This window comes from Micromonospora sp. NPDC005171 (assembly GCF_040608575.1).
Lineage (GTDB): Bacteria > Actinomycetota > Actinomycetes > Mycobacteriales > Micromonosporaceae > Micromonospora.
Window position 1 is genome coordinate 221,003 of sequence record NZ_JBEXIM010000002.1, and the last position, 19,541, is coordinate 240,543.

Genomic DNA, 19,541 nt, shown 5'->3' on the forward strand with positions numbered 1-19,541 from the left:
CCGACAGACGGCACACATGCTCAGAACGGGTATACCTGTGAGGCCTATTTGTGCCTCACAGGTATACCGCTCATCAGCACTTCCATCACCCGGGGCTCCGGCCACGCAGGTGCGGCGCATGGCCTCGGGGTCAGCACCGTCGGCGCCACCGCCGCCACCACCTGCGGCGGGGGCCGGAGCCATCCGCGCCAGACGCGAGACGGTGGGCTGGACATGGCGACGGGCGCCGCTCCCGGTGTCCCGGGGGCGGCGCCCGTCGTACTGCTGAGCTTGAGCGTCAGTGCCTGTCGGCGTCGCTCGCGGTGTCCTCGCGGTAGCTGGCCCCGCCGTCCGACTCGCTGGTGAGCGGCTTGGCGCCACCCTCCGGCGGGCCGGCCAGGCTCTGGCCACCGGCGGCCAACTCCGGGAACTTCGCGTCGAACGCCGGCCGCTCGGAGCGGATCCGGGGCATCTTGTCGAAGTTGCGCAGCGGCGGCGGGCTGCTGGTCGCCCACTCCAGCGAGTTGCCGTGACCCCAGGGGTCGTTCACCTCGACCACCGGGCCGGTCTTGTACGACTTCCAGCAGTTGTAGATGAACGGCAGCGTGGAGATACCGGTGATGAACGCGCCGATCGTGGAGATCGTGTTCAGCGTGGTGAAGCCGTCGCCGGGCAGGTAGTCGGCGTACCGACGGGGCATGCCCTCGTTGCCGAGCCAGTGCTGCACCAGGAACGTGGTGTGGAAGCCGATCATGGTGAGCCAGAAGTGCACCTTGCCCAGGCGCTCGTCGAGCATCCGGCCGAACATCTTCGGGAACCAGAAGTAGATGCCCGCGAAGACCGCGAACACGATGGTGCCGAAGAGCACGTAGTGGAAGTGCGCCACCACGAAGTACGAGTCCGACACGTGGAAGTCGATCGGCGGGCTGGCCAGCAGCACACCGGTGAGACCACCGAAGAGGAAGGTGACCAGGAAGCCGACCGCCCAGAGCATGGGCGTTTCGAAGCTGATCTGGCCCCGCCACATGGTGCCGATCCAGTTGAAGAACTTCATACCGGTCGGCACGGCGATCAGGTAGCTCAGGAAGCTGAAGAACGGCAGCAGCACCTGGCCGGTGGCGAACATGTGATGCGCCCAGACGCTCATGGAGAGCGCGGCGATCGCGACGGTCGCGGCGACCAGACCCTTGTAGCCGAAGATCGGCTTGCGGGAGAAGACCGGGATAACCTCGCTGATGATGCCGAAGAACGGCAGCGCCACGATGTAGACCTCGGGGTGCCCGAAGAACCAGAACAGGTGCTGCCAGAGCATTGGCCCACCGGTTGCCGGGTCGTACACGTGCGCGCCGAGGATGCGGTCCGCGGCGAGCGCGAAGAGCGCGGCGGCCAGCAGCGGGAAGACCAGGATCACCAGGAGGCTGGTGACCAGGATGTTCCACGTGAAGATCGGCATCCGGAACATGGTCATGCCGGGCGCGCGCAGGGTCAGCACCGTGGTGATCATGTTCACGGCGCCGAGGATGGTGCCCAGGCCGGAGATGGCCAGACCCATGATCCACATGTTGGCGCCGACGCCGGGCGAGTGCTCGACGCTGCTCAGCGGCGCGTACGCGAACCAGCCGAAGTCGGCGGCGCCACCCGGGGTGATGAACCCGGCGGTCGCCATCGTGCCGCCGAACAGGTACAGCCAGTAGGCGAAGCTGTTCAGCCGGGGGAAGGAGACGTCGGGCGCGCCGATCTGGATCGGCACGATGTAGTTCGCGAAGGCGAACACGATCGGCGTCGCGAAGAACAGCAACATGATCGTGCCGTGCATGGTGAAGAGCTGGTTGTACTGCTCGGGCGACAGGAACTGCAGCCCGGGTCGAGCCAGCTCAGCCCGCATGACCAGGGCCATCAGGCCACCGATCATGAAGAACGCGAACGCGGTGATCATGTACATGATCCCGATCTGCTTCGCGTCCGTGGTTCGCAGCAGCCGCGCGATGGCCGACCCCTTGACCGGCTCCCGGACCGGCCAGGGCCGGGTCACGACCGGCTTGGGTGCGACGGTGGTCACGAGTGGCCTCCGGTTCTCGGTTGTCCCGCTCGGCACACGCTGGTTATCGGCGGGCCGTCATCCGCAAGGAGGATAGTCCCCGGCAGGTCGCAGCGCCGCGTGGGGTGGCGTGACACGATCTACAACGGGGCTACAGCGGACCGAGCAGGAGCCGGTAGTGCTCCCCGAAGATCCGGTCGCCGCGTCCGCGCAGCAGCGGGTCGCGCAGCGCCGGCGGCACGTCCCTGGTCCGGTTGCGGTCCCGGGTCCGGTCCCGCACCCATCGGGTACGGGGACGGCGACGGCTTTCGTACGCCACGAGCGCCGCCTCCACGCTGTTGGCGGCGCGCAGTGACTCGGCCAGCACCACGGCGTCCTCCAACGCCATGGCCGCACCCTGCGACAGCGTCGGCGCGGTGGCGTGCGCGGCGTCGCCGACCAGCAGGACGCGCCCCCGGTGCCAGCGGCCCAGCTCCACCTCGTCGGTGATCCCGACGTGCACCTCGTCGAGCGCCGCCAGGACCTCGGGCACCGGGCCGCGGTAGTCGGCGAAGAGCTCCCGCAGCCGCGCGAGGGGGTCGGCGGGCTCCTCGGTGCCGGCCTCGTCGGCGTAGAGGTGCAGCCGCCCGGCGCCGATCGGCACCATCAGGAACCCGGAGCGCTGGCCGAGCAGTGCGGTCCATTCGGTGACCGGTGGGCCGTCACGCAGCACGGCCCGGTAGACCACCTGCCCGACCGGGCGCGGCGGCCCACCGAGCGCGGCGAGCGCACGGACCGAGGAGCGTGGCCCGTCGGCACCGATGACCAGGTCGTACTCGGTGGTGGTGCCGTCGGTGAAGGTGACGCCGACGGCGCCCGGGAGCAGGTCCAGGGTGCGGACCTCGGCGCCGTGCCGGACGGCGCCGCCGGCGCCGCTGAGCAGCACCCGGTGCAGGTCGGCCCGGGGCAGCGCCCGGCACTCGCCGACGCCGGCCCACAGGGCGTCGAGGTCGACCTCGCAGAGCTGCGAGCCTGCAGCGTCGAAGAACCGCTGCCGGTGGATCACCTGCCCGGTCGGTCGGACCGGGTCGTGCAGGTCGAGTCGGTGCAGTGCACGGGCGGCGTTGCCGGGCAGGTAGAGGCCGGTCTCGGTGGACTCCCCCGGCGGCAGTTTGTCGGTGACGTCCGGCCGGAAGCCCGCCAGGCGCAGCGCCCGGGCCACGGCCAGGCCGGCGATGCCCGCGCCGACGACGAGGATGCGCAGGGGGGAGCCACCCATGGTGGTGTACGCCTCCGGAGGGGGAGCGGAACGCGTTGGAGGCAACACGCTACTCGGAGCTATTGCCCCACACCAGGCCCCAATCGGCCGTCTCGGTGGCGCCCGTCGTTGGTTCGCGGCGCTTGGCTGGCTGTCGGGTGACAGCCATCCGGCGGGGGCGTGGCAATCCTCACAATTCGCCAGTTTGACGCATGCAGTTGCGCCTTAGTTTCAAGCATGTAAATGTGTCGTTGAGCGTGGGAGCGCTCCCGCACCACCCCACCACATCCGGCGCCCGGCACGCGCCGAGTCAAGGAGCGTCATGAAACGTCAACTTCGGGCCCTGGCCGCCGCCGGGCTCCTCCTCACCAGCTCACTGGTGGCCGTGGCTCTCGGCGGCACCGCCTCCGCCGACACCCTGATCTGTGAGCAGTACGGCTCGACCACCATCCAGGGCCGCTACGTGGTGCAGAACAACCGTTGGGGCACCACCGCCCAGCAGTGCATCAACGTCACCAACAACGGCTTCGAGATCACCACGCTGAACGGCAGCAGCCCCACCAACGGCGCGCCCACTGCGTACCCCTCGGTGTTCTTCGGTTGTCACTACACCAACTGCTCCCCCGGCACGAACCTGCCGATCCAGGTGAGCCAGATCAGCAGCGCCACCAGCAGCATCTCCTACCGCTACGTCAGCGGCGCCACCTACAACGCGTCGTACGACATCTGGCTGGACCCGTCGCCGAAGAAGGACGGGGTGAACCAGATGGAGATCATGATCTGGCTCAACCGGCAGGGCCCGATCCAGCCCATCGGCTCGGTTGTCGGCACCACCAACATCGCTGGCCGCACCTGGGAGGTCTGGCGGGGCAGCAACGGCTCCAACAACGTCATCTCCTACGTCGCGCCGTCGGCGATCTCCAGCCTGACCTTCAGCGTGCTGGACTTCATCAACGACACCCGCAATCGGGGCGCGATCACCAACTCCTGGTACCTGACCAGCATCCAGGCCGGCTTCGAGCCGTGGCAGGGCGGCGTCGGCCTCGCGGTGACCTCGTTCTCGGCAAACGTCAACGGCGGCGGCAACCCGACCACCCCGCCGCCCACCACCCCGCCGCCGGGCGGTGGCGCGAGCTGCGCGGTGAAGTACACGGCGAACTCGTGGAACAACGGTTTCACCGCCGACGTGCAGATCACCAACACCGGCTCCAGCGCGATCAACGGCTGGACGCTCACCTACAGCCTGCCCGGCGGTCAGCAGGTCACCAGCGCCTGGAACGCCACGGTGAGCCAGAGCGGGTCGACGGTGACCGCCCGCAACGTCAGCCACAACGGGTCGCTCGCACCCGGCGGCACGGCCAGCTTCGGCTACCAGGGCACCCTGAGCGGGTCGTACTCGTCTCCGACCAGCTTCTCGCTCAACGGGGCGAACTGCTCCCGCACCTGAACTGTCGTGGGGGCGTGACCACGCGGTCGCGCCCCCACCATTCAGGAAATCCACTCGAGATCCTCGAAGTCGGGGACCGTGAGGGCGGGTTGGGACCGTGCCGACGACGGCCAGTGCCCGCCAGTTTCATGAGCCCTTCTCACTCACCGCACTCCGGTAGCCGAGAGCTTCACGCAGGAGTGCAAGGATCGTGGCGCAGAAGGGGTCTTCTGTCGGGACGGCCGCCGCAACGGCCGGCCGCGCGTCGAACGGCACCACAACGGGCGTGTCCACTCCGCGCGTCAGAATGATCCGAAGAACCGGTCCCACCAGTAAGGCTCCCCAGAACCGTGAAAGCGCAGGTGAGCAACTCCGTCATAGCGGTTCGTCAGAAGTTCTTCCGGAACCACGAGGCACCCTGATCCGACAAGAGCCTGCCTGATCTTCTCGAGGTCACTCGGGTCAAGTTCACCTTCGGCGCATGCATCATCGGTGCCCAGGAAGGCGCCGGGGTTGTCGGCGGCGACCATGGCCAACGGCTTGAACTTGCTCACCAGGACAACGATCCGGGTCCCGCAGACCGTAGATGCCCCCGGCACTTCGATTCGCCCGTACTGAGCGGAGTCTGGGATGTCCTGCTCAACTCCGCAACTCGTCGCGAAGAGAGAATCAATGTCCGCAGCGAGGACGCTGAGTGTGGCCGCAAGCTCGGTGCTGCGGTAGCCGGTGGGAAACTCCAGCCCGTCGGGGTCATCCAGGCGACGCAACACCGCCAGCAGGTTCGCATCTCTCTCCACGATCCTCCTGCCCGAGCGTCGTCGCTCGCCTTCACCCGCCCAATGGGGAATTCACTAGCGTCCAGGAATCGCCAGGGCCGGCGAACAAGGTTTCGCCGGTCGCGAGTTGCAGAGACCAGTGCTCATCATCGCCGTCGGTGCCGGTGCAGGCGAACAACAGTAGCCTCAGCCCTGCGAAGCTCAGGGTCAGGTCGAGGTGTCGGGAGACCTCGACGGACTCCAGCCGCCTGCCGTCCAGCTCGGTGACCGTCCGCCCAATGTGATCGCGATCATCTTCGCAGGCGGCGAGGAAGTCTGTCTCGGTGTCCAACCTCCATGCCGCCATGTCGACGAACAGCAAGGACCGGCCCAACTCGACAGTTATCCAACTTCCACCGAGGGGGCTCAGACGAGCCTCTCGCACGACGGACCCCTCAAGCTGCGTCAGCAGCCCCTGCACCTGCCGCCGGTCAGCTTGAGTGAGCGCCACCGGTTCCAGACTCCCGCCAACTCCAGGAAGCCCCTGGACCGATATCCACTATTCGCCCGGCCGGTGATCGCAGCGACCACTGCTGCCAGCCGCCAGGGCCGGATCTGGCGGTCACCGGAAAGACGCGCAGCCGGCAGCCGTCGAAGGCGAAAGTCGTGTCGAGGCTCGGTGCCTCCACCTGCACCGCACGGAGAACCTTGCCGTCGACGATCGCAACAGCCCGCCGCAGAACGTCTCCGTCGTCACCGGCGCCGACCACCACGTCTGATTCGGACTCGATTCGCCAGGCGATGGAGTAGACCCGGACATTCCATCGATACGCCCGTGCCTCATCGAGGAGGCTGAACAGCAGGCTGTCTCCGTCGCGCAGTTGTGCGCCCTGAGCGGTCAATCCGCTCAGGGCGCTCAACTCGGCGACCAGGCCTTGGACGTCAGGCACTCCTCGGACACCCCCACCCTGCCGAGATCCACTCGGGATCCTTGAAGTCGGGGCATCCTCGCACGTGGGACACCCCAACTTCCGGGAAGCCGAGTCGATCAAGCCGCGGCGGGCGCGTCGGGGTCAGACGCGGGTGAGGCGGACGGCGTCGGCGACGATCAGACCGGTGGCGTTGCTCCACCGGCTCACCGCCACCCGGTTGGCGTCCCCGGCCGGCAGTGTGAACGTGCCGAGGGACCGCCACTGCCCGCCGGTGGCCCGCTGGTCGACGACGACCGTCCGGTTGCCGGTGGTCGTGGCGACGATGTACGGGGCCGCACCGTTGTATCCGGAGGTCGCCGGCCACCAGGCGTCGACCCGGTAGTTGGCGGTGGCCGGGACGTTGAACTTGTACCAGGCGGCGTCACTGGCCGCGACCGGCTCCGCGTACCGGTAGTCGGCGCCGTACCGCTGCGCCGAGTACGTCGACACACCCCAGTTGGCGCTGGCGGTGAATCGGCCGGCGGTGGTGTTGTCCACGATGGAGGACCACGCCGGTGGGTTCCCGCCGGACATCTTCGCGGCCACGTCGGCGCGCATGACGTTCAGGTCGATGAACGACGGGTCGATCTTGCCGGTGGTGCTGGTCTCCCGGTGGCCTCGGGCGTAGCTGCTGTCCCGGCCGAGCCGGGTGAGCACGGCGGCGGTGGCGGCGAGCGACGCGTTGTACTGCGCGGCGGTCATTTCCTGGTTGACGCCGTTGTAGTCGATCTCCCACCCGATCATCAGGGTGTTGCCGTCCCCGGCCGGGATCGGTCCGCTGCCGCCGCTGACTCCGGCGTGGTTGCACCGGCCGGCGGAGATGACGTGGAAGACACCGTTGTAGTCGACGAGCGCCTGGCACAGCGGGCCCGGCAGGTCGGACCGGCCGTTGATGCAGATGCCGAGCGCCGGGTGCGGGTTGCTGGCGCTGGAGGTCGAGGCGGTGTGGTGCCAGAGCACTCCGATGGGGTCGAACGAGCCGGGCCGCATCCGGTTGAGCCAGTCGCCCTCGACCACCACCTGGACCCCGGCTGCGCGCAGCACGTCCACCAGCCAGGGAATCGTCGCCATCAGGCGTCCTGAAGCAGGTCGGCGAGGCACTCGGCCTTCGGCGCGGCGTTCGCCCCGACGGGTCGGGCGACGACGGTCAGCGCCGCGACCACCAGGGCGGGAATGCCGAGCACCCCACGGCGGCGCAGACGGATGGACGGGGTTCGGACCATGGCGATCCTCCAGCGACGACGGGTACGAACGGATCGACGAACGTGATGACGGGCACGCTATACCGTCACGTACGTCGATGTCGATACCCTTCAATGCCGGGTCGCCGGCTGAAGGAAACCGCCGAATCAGACCTCGCCGAGCGCGTCGATGTCGCGCATCTCCTCGGCCGTGAGCGAGAAGTGGAAGACGTCGAAGTTGGCGGTGATCCGCTCCGGCGTCACCGACTTCGGGATCACCACGATCTCGTGGTCGATGTGCCAACGCAGCACCACCTGCGCCGGGGAGACACCGTGCGCCGCGGCGATCCTGGTCAGCACCGGGTCACTGAGGTCGCTGGTCTTGAACGGGCTGTATCCCTCCAGCACCACGCCCCGGTCCCGGTGCTCGGCGTGCCGCTGCCTGTCGTACAGCGACGGGCTCCACCGGATCTGGTTGACCGCCGGGTTCTCCTCGGTGGACTGGATCAGCTCGTCGATCTCCGCGGTGCTGTAGTTGCTCACCCCGACCGCCCGGGCCAGGTTCTCGTCCCGGGCGGCGAGCAGTTCGCGCCAGAGCGGGATGCTGTCCCCCGGCGACGACGGAGGCCAGTGGATCAGCCAGAGGTCGACGAACTCGACGCCGAGCGCCTCCAGGCTGGCCTCCAGCGTCGCGCGCTCCCGGCCCACCCGGTCCGGTGGGAGCTTGGTGGTGATGAAGAGGTCCTCCCGGCGCAGCCCGCTCTCGCGCACCGCCCGGCCGACCTCCCGCTCGTTGCCGTAGACAGTGGCGGTGTCGAGGTGCCGGTAGCCGGTGTCGAGCGCGGCCAGCACGGCGTCGTAACCGGCCTGGCCGGTGGCCTGCCAGGTGCCGAAGCCGAGCAGAGGCATCCGCACGTCACCGGGAAGTAGGGCGGTGGGCTGGTCGGTGAGGTCCATGAGGTCCGTTCTACCCCGCCGCGCCCCCAACCGCCGAGCGAACCGGACACTCCGGCGTCCAGCGCACCGGTCCGGTTTGCCGGAGAATGCGGGTGTGACCGACCGGCTGGAGGAGTACCGGCGACGGCGGGACGCGGCCCGCACACCCGAGCCGGTGCCGGCGGAGCGCCCCCCGCCGGCCGGCCCGGACGCCGACGCCGCCCGCTTCGTCATCCAGCAGCACCACGCCCGCAGCCTGCACTGGGACCTGCGCCTGGAGCGCGAGGGGGTGCTCGCGTCCTGGGCGGTGCCACGCGGGCTGCCGCGCGATCCGGGTCGCAACCACCTCGCCGTGCACACCGAGGACCACCCGATGGAGTATCTCGACTTCGCCGGCGAGATCCCCGCCGGTGAGTACGGCGGCGGTCGGATGCTGATCCACGACCGGGGCACCTACCGCTGCGAGAAGTGGCGCGACGACGAGGTGATCGTGACGCTCTCCGGTGAGCGGACCGCCGGCCGCTACGTCCTCTTCGCCACCGGCGGGCGGGACTGGATGGTCCGCCGCACCGACCCGGCGCCGCCGGGCTGGACAGCGATGCCGGATGTGCTCCGCCCGATGCACGCCACGCCCGCTGCCGGGCTCCCCCGGGACCGGGCCGCGTGGGGGTACGAGCTGCGCTGGGACGGTGTCCGGGCGATGGCGTACGTCTCCGGTGGGCGCTTGCGGCTGCTCTCCGAGACCGACGAGGAGATCACCGGCGGGTATCCGTGGCTGCGCGCGATGGCCGAGGCGCTCGCGCCCACCGAGGCGGTGCTCGACGGTGTGCTGGTCCGCATCGACGGTGCCGGGCGGGTCCGCCCGGTCCGCCCGGCCACCGGCAGCCGGGTCCCGGCCGGCGCCCAGTACCTGATCGTCGACCTGCTCTGGTTGGAGGGCGTGAGCAGCGTCGGCGTGCCGTACGCGCAACGCCGGGAGCTGCTCGATGGGCTGGTCTTGGCCGGTACGCACTGGCAGACTCCGCCGTGGTTCCCGGGCGCGGGCGACGAGGCCCTGCGTGCCGGGCAGGAACAGGGCCTGCCGGGCGTGCTGGCCAAGCGACTGGACTCGGTCTACCAGCCGGGGCGGCGCAGCCGGCACTGGCTGAGCATCGACGCGATGTGACGGCGAGGAGCGACGTGTACCTGACCCACCTGGACTGCCCGCGCTGCGGCAAGGAGTACGCCGCCGACCGGTTACAGAACCTCTGCGAGTGTGGGTCGCCGCTGCTGGCCCGCTACGACCTGCCGGCCGTGGCGACGGCGGTCACCCCGGAACGTTTTCCGCTGCGCCCGGCTGACCTGTGGCGGTACCGGGAGTTGCTGCCGGTCGCCGACCCTCGGCACGTCACCACGCTGGGCGAGGGCTGGACGCCGCTGCTGCGCGTCCCGGCATACGGCACCGAGATCGGCATCGCGGACCTGATGGTCAAGGACGAGGGACTGATCCCGACCGGTTCGTTCAAGGCCCGGGGCGCGGCGGTCGGGGTGAGCCGGGCCCGCGAGCTGGGCGTCGAGCGGATCGCGATGCCCACAAACGGCAACGCCGGGTCGGCCTGGGCAACCTACGCCGCGCGGGCCGGGATGGGCGCGACGATCGTCATGCCGCTGGCTGCGCCGAGCATCTGCCGGCGCGAGTGTGTCGCCGCCGGTGCCGACCTGCGCCTGGTCGACGGGTTGATCGGCGACGCCGGTCGGCGGGTGGCCGAGCTGATCGCGGACTCGAACGGGGCGATCTTCGACGCTGGCACGCTGCGTGAGCCCTACCGGTTGGAGGGCAAGAAGACGATGGGGTACGAGATCGTCGAGCAGCTCGGCTGGCAGGCGCCCGATGTGATCATCTATCCGACCGGCGGCGGGGTCGGCCTGATCGGCATTCACAAGGCGCTGCACGAGCTGCGCGAGCTGGGTTGGATCGGCGACAAGCTGCCCCGGCTGGTGGCGGTGCAGTCCACCGGCTGCGCGCCGATCGTGCGGGCGTTCGCCGCCGGTGAGGATCGGGCGCAGCCGTGGGCGGACGCGCACACAGTGGCGTTCGGCATCACCGTGCCAGCCCCGCTCGGCGACGAGTTGATCCTGGCTGCGCTGCGGGAGTCCTCCGGCACGGCCGTCGCCGTCGACGACGCGGACATCCTGGCCGACCTGCGGGACTTCGCCGCCCGGGAAGGGCTGCTGCTCTGCCCGGAGGGGGCGGCCTGCCTCACGGCGGCACGGCAACTGCGCGCCGGCGGGTGGATCCGGGCCGGCGAGCGGGTGGTGGTGCTCAACACCGGCGCTGGGCTGAAGTATCCGGACACCGTCGACGTCTCCGGCGTACCCCTGATGGGGTGAACTGGCGGCACCCCGCGGACCGGGCGGTCCGCGGGGTGCCGTCGGGCCGGTCTACTGGTAGGTGATGTCCGAGGGCGAGTAGAGGCAGTTGACGCCGTCGGCGCCCTCGCCGATCTCGGTCGGCTCGCTGCCCTTTGGCACGCCCTTGTACTTCACGCAGATCGAGGTCTCCCGGTCCGGGTCGCCGACGATGGTGATCCGGCTGAACCGGGCGGTGTCGCCCCAGTTGGTGTTGATGCCGGCGATCGCGTCGGTGTTGCGGACGATCACGTTGTCGATCACCACGTGCCGCTGGTACGACGTGGAGCAGTTGCCGCAGGCGCGGTAGAGCTTGCCGGCGTTCTCCACCCGGAAGTTCTTGATGTAGACGGTTCCCGAGCCGTTGTGCTGGAAGACCTTGTCACTGGCGGAGCGGGCCCCGCCGCCGTCGACTGTGTACGTGGTGCCGCCGCGGAAGGTCGCCGCGTCCTCGCCGACGTCCTCCCACCAGACGTTGATCAGGGTGCAGTTGCCCTCGCAGTGCACGCCGTCGCCGGCCGGGGCACCGATGATCACGTTGCGCAGGGTGGCGCCGGCGGCCAGTTCGAACATCGGGTCCTGGCTCTCGCTCTGCCCGCCGTCACCGATGCCGTAGTAGCGCTTGAGCCCACCGTCGAACGTGCCGGAGACCGGGATCGTGGCGTCCACCTTCTGGCTGCCGGTGGGCGTCGGCCAGCCGGCCGGCGGAGTGGTCGGTGGCGGAGTGGTGGGCGGCGGCGTGGTGGGCGGCGGCGTGGTCGTCGGTGGCGGCGTGGTGGGGGTGCCGCCGCCGGACGAGTCGACCACCACGTCGTCGAAGCCACCGCTGGCGTACGCGGTGACCAGGCCGATCCGGCCCGCGCCGACCAGGCTGTTGCTGCCGGCCGCGATCTGGGTGCCGTTGACGAAGCCACGGATGGTGCTGCCGCTGGTCTCGATGCGCACTGTGTACCAGGTGCCGGCACCGATGCCCAGCGAGGCAGAACCGATCGCGGTGACGGAGCTGCCGTTGACCGCCTGGAGTTCGGCCCGGCCGGAGCCGAGCAGGGCCAGCCGGTACATCTTGGTGCTGCTGGTGGAGCGGGCGGCGAGCCCGACCAGGGCGCTGGACGAGCCGAAGCTCGTCGGCCTGACCCGGGCCTGCACTGAGTAGTTGGTCCAACTGGTCTGGCCGGCGAACTGCCGGGCCAGCTCGCTGTCGGCGTTGGACTGGTTGAGCACGCCCGAGCCGTCGACGGTCCAGCTGCCGCCGGACTTGGACCAGCCGGAGGTGTCGCCGTCGGTGAAGTCGTCGCTGAAGACGGTGGCCGCAAAGGCCGAGGTCATGCCGGCGGCGAGGGCCGCCACGGTCACCCCGGCACCCACCGCCAGCAGGAGTGGTCGGCGGCCGGTGAGTTGTCGTTTCTGCACAGGTGTCCTCCTTGACGCATGTGGTGGTGATCCCTCGGCGGCCGCACCGAGACGTGTCGGCACGGCGTGCTGCGCTGAACGGGATCGGTGTGCGCCCCCGCCGGACGCCCGGATCCGAAGCGGGGTGAAGCGGGATCAAAGCCCTGGGGAAAGGGCTTTCCAGCTCCTTCGAGGCTAGGACTGCCCAAGCATCAGCGTCAATGCCTGGCGCTTGCAGGTCTGTTGCAGGATTCCGACCGGGACGACACGCCCAACGATCAGTAGCTGTCCGGCCGGGTGATCCGCCAGGCCGCGTTGATCAGCCCGATGTGCGAGAGCGCCTGCGGCATGTTGCCGAGCTGCATCCCGGTGGCCAGATCGATCTGCTCGCTGAACAGCCCCACGTCGTTGGCGTGCCCGACGACCCGCTCGAAGAGCGCCTCGGCGCGCTGCTGCTCGCCCGTCATGACCAGGCACTCCACCAGCCAGAACGAGCACAGCAGGAATCCGGCCGGGTCGGCCGTCCAGCGCCGCATCAACCCGTCCTCGGTGCCCAGCTCGCGCTCGACCATCTCGATGGTCGAGCGCATCCGCGGGTCGGTGGCCGGAAGGAAGTGCGTGACCGGCAGGGCGAGCACTGAGGCGTCCAACTCCGCCGATCCGAACGAGCCGGTGAACGCCCCGAGCCGCTCGTTCCACCCCTCGCGCAGCACGGCGTCGCGGATCTCGTCGCGGACCGTCGCCCAGCGAGCCGGGTCGGCCCGATCGCCGAGCCGGTCGGCGAGACCCACCGCGCGGTCCATGGCGAGCCAGCAGGCCACCTTGGACGAAACGTAGTGGCGCTCGTCCTCCCGGGTCTCCCAGATGCCCCGGTCCGGCAGGCGCCACGTCGCGGCCACCTGCTCGGTCAACCCGAGCACCATCTCCCGCAACTCGTCCTCGAACGTCGCGCCGAGGTAGTCGCGCAGCCGCCACACCGCCGACATCACCTCCCCCGGCACGTCGAGCTGCCGCTGCCGCCAGGCGTCGTTGCCGATCCGCACGGGCCGACTGTCGCGGTAGCCGCGCAGGTGGTCGCAGTGATGCTCGGAGATGTCGCGCTCGCCCTCCAGCCCGAAGAGCACCGGCACGGGCTCATCGCCGAACCGGCCGATCGACCGGGTCGCCCAGGCGAACAGCCGGGACGTCTCGTCGGGGCAGGCCGCCACCCAGAGCGCCCGCATCGTCAACGAGAAGTCCCGCAGCCAGGAGTAGCGGTAGTCGTAGTTCCGGTTGCCACCGATCTGCTCCGGCAGCGAGGAGGTCAGCGCGGCGGCGACCGCGCCACTGCGGGCGTACGTGAGGCCGGTCAGGACCGTCGAGCTGTGTTTGACGAGTTCGGGGTAGCGGCCGGAGTACCCGTGCGTCTCCCGGAACGCCTGCCACGCCTGCGTCGTCTCGGCGAGAGCGGTCAACGGGTCCACCTGGGCCGGCGGGTCACCGTACGCCTCGCCGAACGCGACGTCCATCCCGACCACCTGACCGGCGGAGATCTCGAACTCGTGGGTCACCCGGTCCTTGCCCGCCCGCAGGTGCAGACCCCCGGCACGCAACACCAGCACCATGGGGCCGGCGCCCGCCAGCACCCCGCCGTCCGGCTGCTCATGCAGGTACGGCGTGAGCAGGCCGTACTCCGGACGGGGCGCGAAGTCCAACGCCATCCGCACCCGCCCGGAAAGCCCCCGGACCACCCGGATCAGCACTGCGGGTGAATTCTTGCCCAGCTCGTGCGCACGGGCGCCGACCTCGGCGGCAAGGGCGTCGATGACCGCCACGCTGCCGTGCGGAGTGTGGTGCACCGTCCGCAGCACCAACGTGTCCGGCAGGTAAGCACGCTCCACCCGGTGACCCGGGCCGCCGACCCCTACCGGCGCCAGCCGAAAGTGGCCAGCTCCCGGGTCGAGCAACCGCGCGAAGGCGGACACCCCGTCGAACCGGTGCGGGCACCACCAGTCGATCGAGCCGTCCTTGCCGACCAACGCCCCCGAACGGGAGTCCGAAAGGAACCCGTAGTCGGAGATCGGCGGCTGCTGCTCCACCCGCCGGGGGTACCCGCATCGGCCCCGATCAGGCCGCCGCCAGCGGATCACTCAGTCGGTGGCTCGTCCTCGCCCGCCGCCTCGGCCGCGTCGGCCTCCTCCTTGGTCTTGTGAACGGCCTTGTCGGCGTGCTCCGGCGGCCCGTAGACCGTGTACAGCACCAGCGGGTTGGGGCCGGTGTTGACGAAGTTGTGCTTGGTGCCGGCCGGCACCACGACCAGGTCGCCCGCGACGACCTTCCGCTTGGCGCCGGCGACCCGCGCCTCGCCGACGCCGCTGACGAAGGTGAGGATCTGGTCGATGTCCTCGTGCACCTCCTCGCCGATCTCACCGTCGGCGGGGATGGTCATGATGACCAGTTGGGTGTGCTCACCGGTCCACAGCACCCGCCGGAAATCCGGGCTCTTCTCGGCGACAGTCGCGATAGTGAAATGCTCCATGCCACGCTCATACCCCGTCCGGCGGCGCGCCACGCCGGGACTGGCGAATGGTGGAATTCCCCACGGTCGGAGGGTTTGGATCCGCGCGAACCGGGGATCGACACGCTGACCGGCACGAACAGCCGGTCGAGCCAGGTCCCCGCCGACGTACCGCCGAACGGCTGCGGTGGTGGGAGACGGCCAGAGCACGGCGACGTTCCGACCACTGTCGAAACGGCGCCGTGCGCTCTGGCATGTCGAGGGGCTTCCTCGCCCGACTCAGCGGTGCAGCCAGGTGAGCAGGTCGGGTGGGGCCAGGGCCGCGACCCGTTCCTGGTAGCGGGATCGCGCGGCCTCGTCCAGCAGGTCGCGTCCCTGGCCCGAGCCTCCCCGACGAAAGAACGACCTGCTGTCACGCAGCACGCCGAGCGTGTCCGGTGCGAGCCGGTCGGCGCGCTCCCGCATGCGATCGAAGGTGGCCGCCTCGACGAGTTCGGGCCAGCGCGCGGCGGGGACCGCGACGCCCCACCGGTCGGCGAGCCGGCGCATCTCACCGCCCAGATCGGCCAACAGGTCGTCGTAGTGCACCAGCTCGACGTTCGGCTCGTGCCGACGGGCCCACGCGTCGCTGAGGTGCATCAGCACCCCGGGCAGCGAATCCAGCTCGGCGCGGGGGTCGGCCTCCCGGTCGATCCAGCTCAGCAACCACTCCCGCACCGCAGGCCGCTCTCCGGGTGGCCCGGCCGGGGCGGGTCGGCCGGTCAACTCGGCGATGCGTGCCCGGTCCAGGTTGGCGGCCTGGTGGTAGAGGGAGACCGCCATGTCCAGCGGGTGCCGGGCCACCACCACGTAGTGCACCCGAGGGTCGAGCGGCACCCCGTCCAGCGGGGTGTGCGTCTTGATGAACCGCCGGTGCGGCTGCGCGGCCAGCCGGTCGTACACCGTGTCCTGCGGCTCGCCCAACCAGTCCAGCCAGGGTGACAGCACGGTCAGCGGTGCCGGCAACTCCGGGGTGCCCAGCACCAGGAGCGCACAGATCATCTGCATCCAGGTGGTGCCGCTCTTGGACCGGGTGCTGATCACGATGTCGCCGTCGCGAAACGGAAAGCCGGTCCACCGCGCGCTGTCCTCTTCGTCCGACCGGTAACGGTGGATTGGCGTGAGCATCGGGGGATGGTAGTCGCCGAACCGACAGCGCAGCAGCCGAATTCCGGCTTACATCCCTGGGGGATGCGCGTATGCGTGGCTAGATTGAAATATGGCGCCCGCCCACGGGGGCCGGGCGGCGGCACCGGTCTACCGCCCCATCCTCGCCAGCCGACGAGGCGAGCTTGAGGCCCTGAGCCACCTCGACCCCTCCCACACCACACTTGTCGCCCCGATCCTGGAGATCGGGGCGATCGATCGGTCCATGATGGACGCGGTTCGCCGGTTGCCGGCCGGGCTGCTGCCCGCCGTCGACGTCAGCGCGCTACCCGACATCCCCGAGGCGGAGCTGACCCGCTGGGGCGTACCCGTGGTGCCGGTCATCGGGCTCACCGAGAGCGACCACCGGCTGGTCGCGCACGGCGCGGCGGCGCGGGCCCACGGCCGGCGTGCGCTCATCCGGCTGCGGGCCGGCCAGGACCGGGCCGGGCCGGACGCGAGCACCACCGCGGTGGAACGGATCTGGCGGTCCACCGACCTCGCCCCGGAGGAGTGCGACCTGCTGGTGGACGCGGGGGACGTCTGCTGCCCGGCGGACGTGCGGACCGCCGAGCCCCGGGTGCGCCACCTGCTGGACTGGGCGCGCCGACACGCCTGGCGGTCGGTGACGGTGGCGGCGGGCGGCATGCCGCCGACGCTGTCCCGGTTGCCCACCGACGAGCCGGTCCAACTGGACCGTTGGGACTGGCAACTGTGGCGACGGCTGACCGACGCCGGGGTCGACTACGGCGACTACGGCGTCCACCCGGCTGGGCCGGGCACCGGCGACCCCGGTGACCGGTTACCGACCGTGCGATACACCGACGACGGCAGTTGGTGGGTCTACCGCTGGGCGCGACGCGGTGGCCGGGGCGACGACCGTTTCGCCGACCTGTGTCGCACGCTCGTGTCGGCACCTCACTGGCCGACCACCGGGGCAGCGTTCTCCTGGGGTGACCATGAGCTGCTACGCCGGGCCCGCAGGGGGGCCGGCGCCGGCTCGGCCGCCAACTGGGCGGCCTGGAGCACCTCGCACCACCTGGCCCATGTGCTCGCCACCCTGCTGCATCCGGCCGCCGACGGCGCGCCGAGGTGGCACCCCGGGCAGGGTCCGCCGCAGCGGGGGCGACCGCGGTGAGGGTCGGGTCTATTGCTTCTCGGTGAAACCGAACTGGATGATGCCCTCGTCGTCGACGGTGGCGTCCACCGACGCGTCGCCGAGCAGTTCGGCGGCGTCCTCGTCCAGGAAGATCCGGGCGCCCTGGTTGTCGACCACCCGATCGCCCTGCACCGGTTCGGGCACCAACTCGACGGTGAGCGAACCGGCCTCGGTGTCGGCGGCGATTCGCACCCCGCCGTCCTGGGCGACGTCCTGTTGGTTGGCGAGGTCACGAATGACGAGCACGGCGTTATCGGTCATGGTGAGCATTGATGGAACTCCTCGTGGATTCTCGGCTCGCGGTCGGATACCGCGCGGACCGGACAACCGGCCCGCGTACGAGCACACGTGGGAGGCGACAGAGGGGCGAACGGTCGTCGCCGTCGCATCGGATCGGGGCAGCTGACGGCCCCGTCACTCCCACCGTGCCCGCTGGCGGACCATCCGTCAAATAGAGCCAGGTCAGTGGAGAACGGCGGCCGGGGCCAGCCAGGCGCGAATCTCGTTGACCGCCGCGCGGCCGGCCCGGTTGGCCCCGATCGTGCTGGCCGAGGGGCCGTACCCGACCAGGTGAATCCGCGCGTCGGCGAGCACCCGGGTGCCGTCCATCGTGATACCGCCGCCCGGCGCGCGCAGCCCCAGCGGGGCGAGATGGTCGATGGCCGCCCGGAAGCCGGTGCACCAGAGGATCACGTCCGCCGGCACGAACCGCCCGTCCGTCCAGGCCACCCCGTCGGGCGTGATCCGGTCGAACATGGGTAGCCGGTCGAGGACGCCGCGCTCGCGCAGTCGGCGCACCTCGGGGGTGACCGGCAGCCCGGTCACGCCCACCACGCTGCCCGGCGGTCGTCCGGCCCGGACCGCCTCGTCCACCCGGGCCACCGCGGCGCGGCCGAGTTCCGGGCCGAACTCCACGTCGTTGAACGTCGGCGGCCGGCGGGTCACCCAGGTGGTGGCCGCCGCAACGGTGGAGACCTCGCCGAGCAGTTGCACGGCCGAGGTGCCACCACCCACCACCACCACGCGAAGTCCGGCGAACTCGGCCGGCCCTCGGTAGTCGGCGGTGTGCAGCTGCCGCCCCCGGAACGTCGACCGACCCGGGTAGTGCGGCCAGAACGGCCTGGTCCAGGTGCCGGTGGCGTTGATCAGAGCCCGGGCGGTCCAGGTGCCCCGGTCGGTGTGCACATCCAGCCGGCCGTCGGGGCGGGAGCGCACCGCCCGGACCCGTACCGGCCGCCGTACCGGCAGGTCGAAGGCCTTCTCGTACGCGGCGAAGTAGGCGCTGACCTGCTCGGAAGCCGGGCGCTGGGGCTCGGTGGGCGGGAGCGGCAGCCCGGGCAGGTCGTGGCAGCCGTGCACCCGGTCGAAGACGAGCGTCGGCCAGCGGTGCTGCCAGGCGCCGCCGGGCCCGTTGTCGGCGTCGAGGATGACGAAGCCGCTGCCGGGCGCGAAGCCGGTGCGGTGCAGGTGATAACCGGCGCTCAGGCCGGCCTGGCCGGCGCCGATCACCACCACGTCCGCGGAGTGGGTGTCCACGTGCGCTACAACGCCGCCGATGTCGCCGCTGTGCCCGTCTTCGACCGTCGCGCCGATCACAGGCGGCCATTCCGACTTCGACGACCTCACCTGCACATACGCTGAGTGAATGAGCGACTTCCGTCGGTACGCGGCCGAATTCCTCGGCACCCTGCTGCTCGTGTTCTTCGGCGTGGGCAGCGCCGTCGCCGCACGGGTGCAGGGCGGCGTGGTGGTGGTGGCGCTGGCCTTCGGTTTCGTGATGGTGGCCCTCGTCTACACGATCGGCCCCCTCTCCGGCAGCCACGTCAACCCGGCGGTGACGCTCGGTGTGCTGCTCTCCGGAAAGATCTCGCTGGTCGGAGCGGTGGCCTACTGGATCGCGCAGTTCGTCGGGGCGACCGTCGCGGGCTTCGTGCTCTGGGCGCTGACCCGTTGGGGTGACGTGGCGGACCAGACCGGGGCGCTGGGCACGAACGGTTACGGCGCGCACATCAACAGGGGTGGCGCGGCCGTGCTGGAAATCGTCCTGACCTTCCTCTTCGTGCTGGTCGTGCTGGTGGTGACAAGTCGGAGCGAGAATCCGGGCACCGCAGGGCTGGCCATCGGGTTGGCCCTCGCCGTGACCCAACTGGTGGGTGTGACGCTGACCGGCGCGGCGGTCAACCCGGCCCGGGCGTTCGGCCCGGCGGTCTTCGAGGGCGGCGTGGCCCTGCGGCAGCTCTGGGTGTTCATCGTCTTCCCGCTGCTCGGCGGGGCGCTTGCCGCGCTGGTCGCGCCGATGGTCATGGGGGCGCAGCGGCACTACTGGGGTGGTCACGAAAAATCGGTCGGCGGCCCGAAATAGCACAGACGGCAATATCTTTCGCCGGAAGCCCTTCTCCG

At 70.4% G+C, this 19,541-nt stretch carries 19 protein-coding genes; 5 read left to right on the plus strand and 14 right to left on the minus strand.

Annotation, left to right across the window (positions count from 1 at the left end):
• Positions 1-277: 277 nt before the first annotated feature.
• Together ctaD and ABZU74_RS04965 are read right to left on the minus strand one after the other, a co-directional pair.
• Positions 278-2,038 (minus strand): cytochrome c oxidase subunit I, encoded by a 1,761-nt coding sequence (gene ctaD / locus ABZU74_RS04960; protein ID WP_355418614.1) that lies wholly within the window; start codon positions 2,036-2,038, stop codon positions 278-280.
• A 130-nt stretch (positions 2,039-2,168) separates the two neighbouring features.
• Positions 2,169-3,275: an FAD-dependent monooxygenase gene (locus ABZU74_RS04965; RefSeq protein ID WP_355418616.1), complete on the minus strand. Its 1,107-nt coding sequence runs from the start codon at positions 3,273-3,275 to the stop codon at positions 2,169-2,171.
• Positions 3,276-3,576: 301 nt separating this feature from the next.
• On the opposite strand from ABZU74_RS04965, the gene ABZU74_RS04970 reads away from it, so the two are divergent.
• The gene (locus tag ABZU74_RS04970; RefSeq protein WP_355418618.1) at positions 3,577-4,701 is read left to right on the plus strand and encodes a cellulose binding domain-containing protein; all 1,125 of its coding nucleotides are present in this window, start codon (positions 3,577-3,579) and stop codon (positions 4,699-4,701) included.
• 281 nt (positions 4,702-4,982) lie between these two features.
• Here ABZU74_RS04970 and ABZU74_RS04975 read toward each other — a convergent pair whose 3' ends face one another.
• From ABZU74_RS04975 to ABZU74_RS05000, 6 genes are all read right to left on the minus strand, one after another.
• On the minus strand, positions 4,983-5,477 hold the full coding sequence (locus ABZU74_RS04975) for a hypothetical protein (RefSeq protein WP_355418620.1): 495 nt from the start codon (positions 5,475-5,477) through the stop codon (positions 4,983-4,985).
• Between the two features lie 31 nt (positions 5,478-5,508).
• A complete protein-coding gene (locus tag ABZU74_RS04980) occupies positions 5,509-5,817 on the minus strand; it encodes a hypothetical protein (protein WP_355418622.1) in 309 nt (102 codons plus the stop codon).
• 109 nt (positions 5,818-5,926) lie between these two features.
• The gene (locus ABZU74_RS04985; protein ID WP_355418624.1) at positions 5,927-6,355 is read right to left on the minus strand and encodes a hypothetical protein; all 429 of its coding nucleotides are present in this window, start codon (positions 6,353-6,355) and stop codon (positions 5,927-5,929) included.
• A gap of 153 nt (positions 6,356-6,508) precedes the next feature.
• The gene (locus ABZU74_RS04990; RefSeq protein WP_355418626.1) at positions 6,509-7,477 is read right to left on the minus strand and encodes an N-acetylmuramoyl-L-alanine amidase; all 969 of its coding nucleotides are present in this window, start codon (positions 7,475-7,477) and stop codon (positions 6,509-6,511) included.
• Complete coding sequence (locus ABZU74_RS04995) at positions 7,477-7,629, minus strand: hypothetical protein (protein ID WP_355418628.1); 153 nt, start codon at positions 7,627-7,629, stop codon at positions 7,477-7,479. Before ABZU74_RS04995 ends, ABZU74_RS04990 begins: the two co-directional genes overlap by 1 nt.
• Before the next feature lie 126 nt (positions 7,630-7,755).
• On the minus strand, positions 7,756-8,544 hold the full coding sequence (locus ABZU74_RS05000) for an aldo/keto reductase (RefSeq protein ID WP_355418630.1): 789 nt from the start codon (positions 8,542-8,544) through the stop codon (positions 7,756-7,758).
• 94 nt (positions 8,545-8,638) lie between these two features.
• Between ABZU74_RS05000 and ABZU74_RS05005 the strand changes: the two genes are divergently transcribed.
• Complete coding sequence (locus ABZU74_RS05005; protein WP_355418631.1) at positions 8,639-9,688, plus strand: DNA polymerase ligase N-terminal domain-containing protein; 1,050 nt, start codon at positions 8,639-8,641, stop codon at positions 9,686-9,688.
• 14 nt (positions 9,689-9,702) lie between these two features.
• Positions 9,703-10,893, plus strand: coding sequence for a threonine synthase (locus tag ABZU74_RS05010; RefSeq protein ID WP_355418633.1), 1,191 nt, complete (start codon positions 9,703-9,705; stop codon positions 10,891-10,893).
• Between the two features lie 51 nt (positions 10,894-10,944).
• On the opposite strand, the gene ABZU74_RS05015 is transcribed toward ABZU74_RS05010, so the two are convergent.
• The 4 genes from ABZU74_RS05015 to ABZU74_RS05030 form a co-directional block, all read right to left on the minus strand.
• Positions 10,945-12,321 (minus strand): pectate lyase, encoded by a 1,377-nt coding sequence (locus tag ABZU74_RS05015; protein ID WP_355418635.1) that lies wholly within the window; start codon positions 12,319-12,321, stop codon positions 10,945-10,947.
• Between the two features lie 257 nt (positions 12,322-12,578).
• On the minus strand, positions 12,579-14,378 hold the full coding sequence (locus ABZU74_RS05020; protein WP_355418637.1) for a glycoside hydrolase family 15 protein: 1,800 nt from the start codon (positions 14,376-14,378) through the stop codon (positions 12,579-12,581).
• Positions 14,379-14,425: 47 nt separating this feature from the next.
• The gene (locus ABZU74_RS05025) at positions 14,426-14,818 is read right to left on the minus strand and encodes a cupin domain-containing protein (RefSeq protein WP_091397116.1); all 393 of its coding nucleotides are present in this window, start codon (positions 14,816-14,818) and stop codon (positions 14,426-14,428) included.
• Positions 14,819-15,076: 258 nt separating this feature from the next.
• The gene (locus ABZU74_RS05030) at positions 15,077-15,964 is read right to left on the minus strand and encodes a sulfotransferase domain-containing protein (protein WP_355418639.1); all 888 of its coding nucleotides are present in this window, start codon (positions 15,962-15,964) and stop codon (positions 15,077-15,079) included.
• 91 nt (positions 15,965-16,055) lie between these two features.
• Between ABZU74_RS05030 and ABZU74_RS05035 the strand changes: the two genes are divergently transcribed.
• Positions 16,056-17,120 carry a hypothetical protein gene (locus ABZU74_RS05035; RefSeq protein WP_355418641.1) on the plus strand — a complete coding sequence of 355 codons (1,065 nt, stop codon included), beginning with the start codon at positions 16,056-16,058 and terminating at the stop codon, positions 17,118-17,120.
• A 9-nt stretch (positions 17,121-17,129) separates the two neighbouring features.
• Here ABZU74_RS05035 and ABZU74_RS05040 read toward each other — a convergent pair whose 3' ends face one another.
• A complete protein-coding gene (locus ABZU74_RS05040) occupies positions 17,130-17,411 on the minus strand; it encodes an adhesin (RefSeq protein ID WP_091393621.1) in 282 nt (93 codons plus the stop codon).
• A gap of 192 nt (positions 17,412-17,603) precedes the next feature.
• Positions 17,604-18,767: an NAD(P)-binding domain-containing protein gene (locus ABZU74_RS05045; RefSeq protein WP_355418643.1), complete on the minus strand. Its 1,164-nt coding sequence runs from the start codon at positions 18,765-18,767 to the stop codon at positions 17,604-17,606.
• A gap of 19 nt (positions 18,768-18,786) precedes the next feature.
• Between ABZU74_RS05045 and ABZU74_RS05050 the strand changes: the two genes are divergently transcribed.
• A complete protein-coding gene (locus ABZU74_RS05050; protein ID WP_355418645.1) occupies positions 18,787-19,503 on the plus strand; it encodes an aquaporin in 717 nt (238 codons plus the stop codon).
• The last annotated feature ends 38 nt before the right edge of the window (positions 19,504-19,541 follow it).